Annotated in this window: 1 protein-coding gene; it reads left to right on the forward strand. The window is 74.2% G+C overall.

Annotated features, from left to right (window positions below):
• Window positions 1–160 precede the first annotated feature (160 nt).
• Window positions 161–4431: non-ribosomal peptide synthetase (locus tag C1I98_RS35865; protein ID WP_158558323.1), on the forward strand; the 4271-nt coding region annotated here is incomplete at its 3' end.

Here is a 4431-nt window from a genome sequence, read left to right on the forward strand (position 1 = left end):
GGCTGTCACCGACGAGCCCTCCCCCGTTGCCGAGAAGCCCCCAGCCGTTGCTGAGGAGCCCCCGGGCGTCGTCGGGAGGTCCTCGGGGGGCGTCAGGGGACGCGTTTATGCCGTGTTGCACCGAGCGGTGGATCCGGGGCTGGTCTCGCGCGTTGAGGAGGTGGCCGATGAGCTCGGCGTACACCGGCTGGTGCCCTTCTATGCCGCCTGCTGCATCCTGATCAGCCATTACACCGGCCGCCCCGATCTGGTGCTCGGCACCACCTACCATGGTCGCCGCGATCCTCTCGTGCAGGACCGGGTGGGCTTCTTCGCCAACACCCTGCCGCTGCGCCACCGCCTGTCCCGGGACCTCACCTACCGCGAGGTGGTCCAGCGGTTGCACCGTGACCTGGTCGGTGCGACGGCGTACGGGGACCTGCCGATGCCGGTCATCCTCAGGGAGGCCGGGCTCGGGGGCGAGGCCGCCCGCAAGAGTGCCAACCAGGTGGTGTTCGGCTACTGGGCCGCCCCGCCGGCCGACGTGATCGACATCCTGCGGGTGCCGCTGCGCGGGCCGTCGGGGACCGCCACCCTGCGGATGCTGCCGACGGAGGACGTCGCCGACTACGCGCTGACCGTCTTCCTCCGCGAGGACTCCGCCGGCGCCACGATGAGCTGGCGCGATCCGGGCGGCGTGGTCGGCCCCGCGATGCTCGCCCGGCTCGCCGACGACTATCCGGTGATCCTGGACCGGCTGCTGGCCGCGCCGGACGAGCCGCTGTCGGCCCCGGTGCCCGCGTTCACCGCGTACGTCGATCGGCTGCGTGGCGACGACCCCCCGCCGCCGGCCATCACGAATACGGGCACGAGCGGGTTCGAGCCGCCCGCCGGCCTGGCCGCCGCCGCGCGCGGGCTCGGCGTCACCGTCGAGGACCTGCTCCTCGCCGCGGTCGCCGGGGTGCTGCGCCGCCACACGGCGGGCCCCCGGCTGAGCGTGCTGCTGCCGGAACGCCCCGCGGATCCAATACCGATGCGTCTGGAACCGGAGGCGACGTTCGCCAGGTTCGCCCGGAACGTCCACGCGGAACTGGCCGTCGCCCGCAGTCTCCACCTCCCCCCACCGCACGTCCTGCGGCGGCTGCTCGGCGACCACGACCCCCACGGCGCGGCCCTCGTCTCCTTCGGCGGCGTCGAGCCACCCGAGGACGGCCCCGCGCTGCGCTTCACGTTCGACCTCGAAGGCAGGTCAGGACATGTCCCGGCCGCCTTCGCCGGGCACCTGGCCCGGTTCCTCGCCTCCGTGATCGCCGACCCCGCCCAGGCCGTCGATGACGTCGAGGTGCTGTCGCCGGAGGAGCGCCAGGGGCAGACGACCGGCTGGAACGACACCATGACCGGCCACCCGCAGGTGAGTCTGCCGGAGCTGCTGCGCGGCCGGATGCGCGCCGCCCCGCACGCGGTCGCCCTGACCCACGGCCGGGACCAGGTGACCTACGGCGAGCTGCTTGAGCGCGTCGAGGCGCTGGCCCGCGGGCTGGTGGCCCGTGGCGTGCGGCCGGGCGATCTGGTGGGCCTGCTGGTGCAGCGCGGGATCGGGCAGGTCGAGGCGATCTTGGCAGTGCTGTTCGCCGGAGCCGCGTACGTCCCGATCGACGTGACCACCCCGGCGTCCCGGCGCGCGTTCATCCTCACCGACTGCGGCGCGAAACTGCTGGTCACCGACGAGGAACAGGTGGAACACGGCCCGGCCGTCACCCTCGCCGAACTCCCGGACACGGACGCGACGCTCCCCGGCATCGCCCCGGACGCCCCCGCCTACTGCATCTACACCTCGGGCACCACCGGACGCCCGAAGGGCGTGCTGGTCACGCACCGCAACGTGGTCCGGCTGATCGTCAACGACCGCCCGCCGTTCGCGTTCGGCCCGGACGACGTGTGGACCCTGTTCCACTCCTACGCCTTCGACTTCTCGGTGTGGGAGCTGTTCGGCTGCCTCGCGTACGGCGGCAGACTGGTGATCGTCGGGGCCGAGCAGGCCAGGGACACCGAACAGTACCTCTCGCTGCTGCGCGCCGAACGCGTCACCGTGCTCAACCAGACCCCCAGCGCGTTCGCCCACCTGCTCGCCGTCGCCCCCGAGGCGCGGCTGGACCGCCTCCGGTACGTGATCTTCGGCGGCGAACGGCTGCGCCCGCGCATGCTCGCCGGCTTCACCCGCCGCCACCCCGGGGTGGAGCTGGTCAACATGTACGGGATCACCGAGACCACGGTCCACGTCACCGTCCACCGCATCACCGATCAGGACATCGCGGACGACCGCAGCAATATCGGCGTGCCGATCCCGACCACCACCGTCTACCTGCTCGACGAGCGGCTGCGGCTGCTGCCCGCCGGGGCGGTGGGGGAGATCTGCGTCGGCGGTCTCGGCGTGTCGCCCGGGTACCTCAACCGGCCGGAGCTGACCGCCGAGCGGTTCGTGCCCAACCCGTTCGGCCCCGGCCTGCTGTACCGCAGCGGCGACCTCGCCCGGCGGCTCCCTGACGGCACGCTGGAGGCCCTGGGCCGGGCCGACGGCCAGGTCAAGGTACGCGGCCACCGCATCGAGACCGGCGAGATCGAGTCGTGCCTGCGCGAGCACCCTGCGGTCGCCGGGGCGGCGGTGCTGCTGGAGGCGGACCGCCTGGTCGCGTACGTCCGTCCGGCCGGAGGGCGCGTCGGCGCGGCCGACCTGCGCGAACACGTCCGCGCGGCGCTGCCCGGCTATATGGTCCCGGCGGCGTTTCATGAGGTCGCCGCCTTCCCGCTGACCGTCAACGGCAAGCTGGACCGCGCGGCCCTGCGCGCGACCGCCACGCCGCTCGGCTCCACCGGCGACGCCGCGGCGGGCACCGCGGGCGAGGTCGCCCGGCTGTGGGCCGACCTGCTCGGCGTGCCCGAGCCCGGCCCGGGCGACTCCTTCTTCGACCTCGGCGGCCACTCCCTGCACGCCACCCAGGTCATCGGCGCGGTTCGTGAGCGCATGGGCGTCGAACTCCCGCTGCGCGTGCTCTTCGAGCAGCCCCAGCTGGGCGACTTCGCCCGCGCCCTGGACGAGTACCGAGCCGACGACCCCGAGGAAGCGGAAGACGACGGCGATCAGGTGCCGCCGTCCGGCATCCAGCGGCAGATCTGGCTGGCCGAGCGGATCGCCCCCGACGAGGGGCTGTACCAGGTCCCCATCGTCCTGCGGGTGCGCGGCGACCTCGACCCCGCCCGGCTCGCCGACGCGCTGGCCCGCGTGATCGCCCGCCACGAGGTGCTGCGCACCCGGTTCACCGAGCGCGACGGCGAACTGTGGCAGGTGGTCGGCCAGGGCTGGCGGCCCGAGATCGAGCAACACGACCTGCGCGGCCTCGCCGCCGCGGCACGGGAGCGCCGCATCCGCGCGATCGTCGCCGACGGCGTGGACCCCGGGTCCGGACGCCCGCTCAAGGCAGCGCTCGCCGGCCTCGGCGACGGCGAGCACCTGCTCATCCTGCGCCTGCACCACCTGGTCTGGGACGAGGGGTCCACCCCGGTGTTCCTGCGCGACCTGCGCCGCTGCTACGACTCCCCGGAGGAGCCCGCGCCACCGGCCCCTTCGGCGCCGCTCGCGGGCGACACCCTGCTCCGGGTCGCGGACGTGTGGGCCGCCCTGCTCGGAGTACCGGACCCCGGCCCGGACGACTCCTTCTTCGACCTCGGCGGGCATTCGCTGCTCGGCGCGCGCATGCTCGCCCGGGTGCGGGCCGTTTTCGGGATCAAGGTGCCGCTGCGCACGCTGTTCGAGTCGCCCGAACTGGGCGACTTCGCCGCCGCGATCGAACGCGGGCTCGCCGCCCCCCGAGCGCCGGAAGAGACGATCCCCGACGCCGACTGGCTGCCCACCTCCGGCTTCCAGGAGCGCATCTGGTTCGCCGAGCGCCTCGAACCGGACACCGCCGTCTACCACGTCCCGCACGCCTGGCGGATCTCCGGGCGGCTGGACCCCGCCCGGCTCGCCGGCGCGCTGGCCCAGGTGATCGCCCGCCACGACATCCTGCGCACCCGCTTCGCCGAACGCGACGGGCGGCTGTGGCGGGCGGCCGGGGAGCCGTGGCGTCCGCCGGTGGACTACCACGACCTGCGCTCGTTGCCTGCCGACGAGGCCGAGGCGGAGGCCGCCCGGCTGCGGGAGGAGGCCGTGCGGACGCCGTTCGCGCTGTCGTCGGGCCGGCCGCTGCGGGTCCTGCTGCTCGACCTGCCCGGTGGCGAGCAGCTTCTCTTCCTGTGCGTCCATCATCTGGTGTGGGACGGGCAGTCGGCGCTGCCGTTCCTGCGCGATCTCGCCGCCTGCTACGACGGCCGCCCACCGGCCGGGCCACCGGCGCGCTACGACGACGTGGTGGCGCGGCTCGCGGCCGGGCGGGACGGCGAGGGGCCGGAGTACTG

It is taken from the genome of Spongiactinospora gelatinilytica (genome assembly GCF_003236385.1).
Classification (GTDB): domain Bacteria; phylum Actinomycetota; class Actinomycetes; order Streptosporangiales; family Streptosporangiaceae; genus Spongiactinospora; species Spongiactinospora gelatinilytica.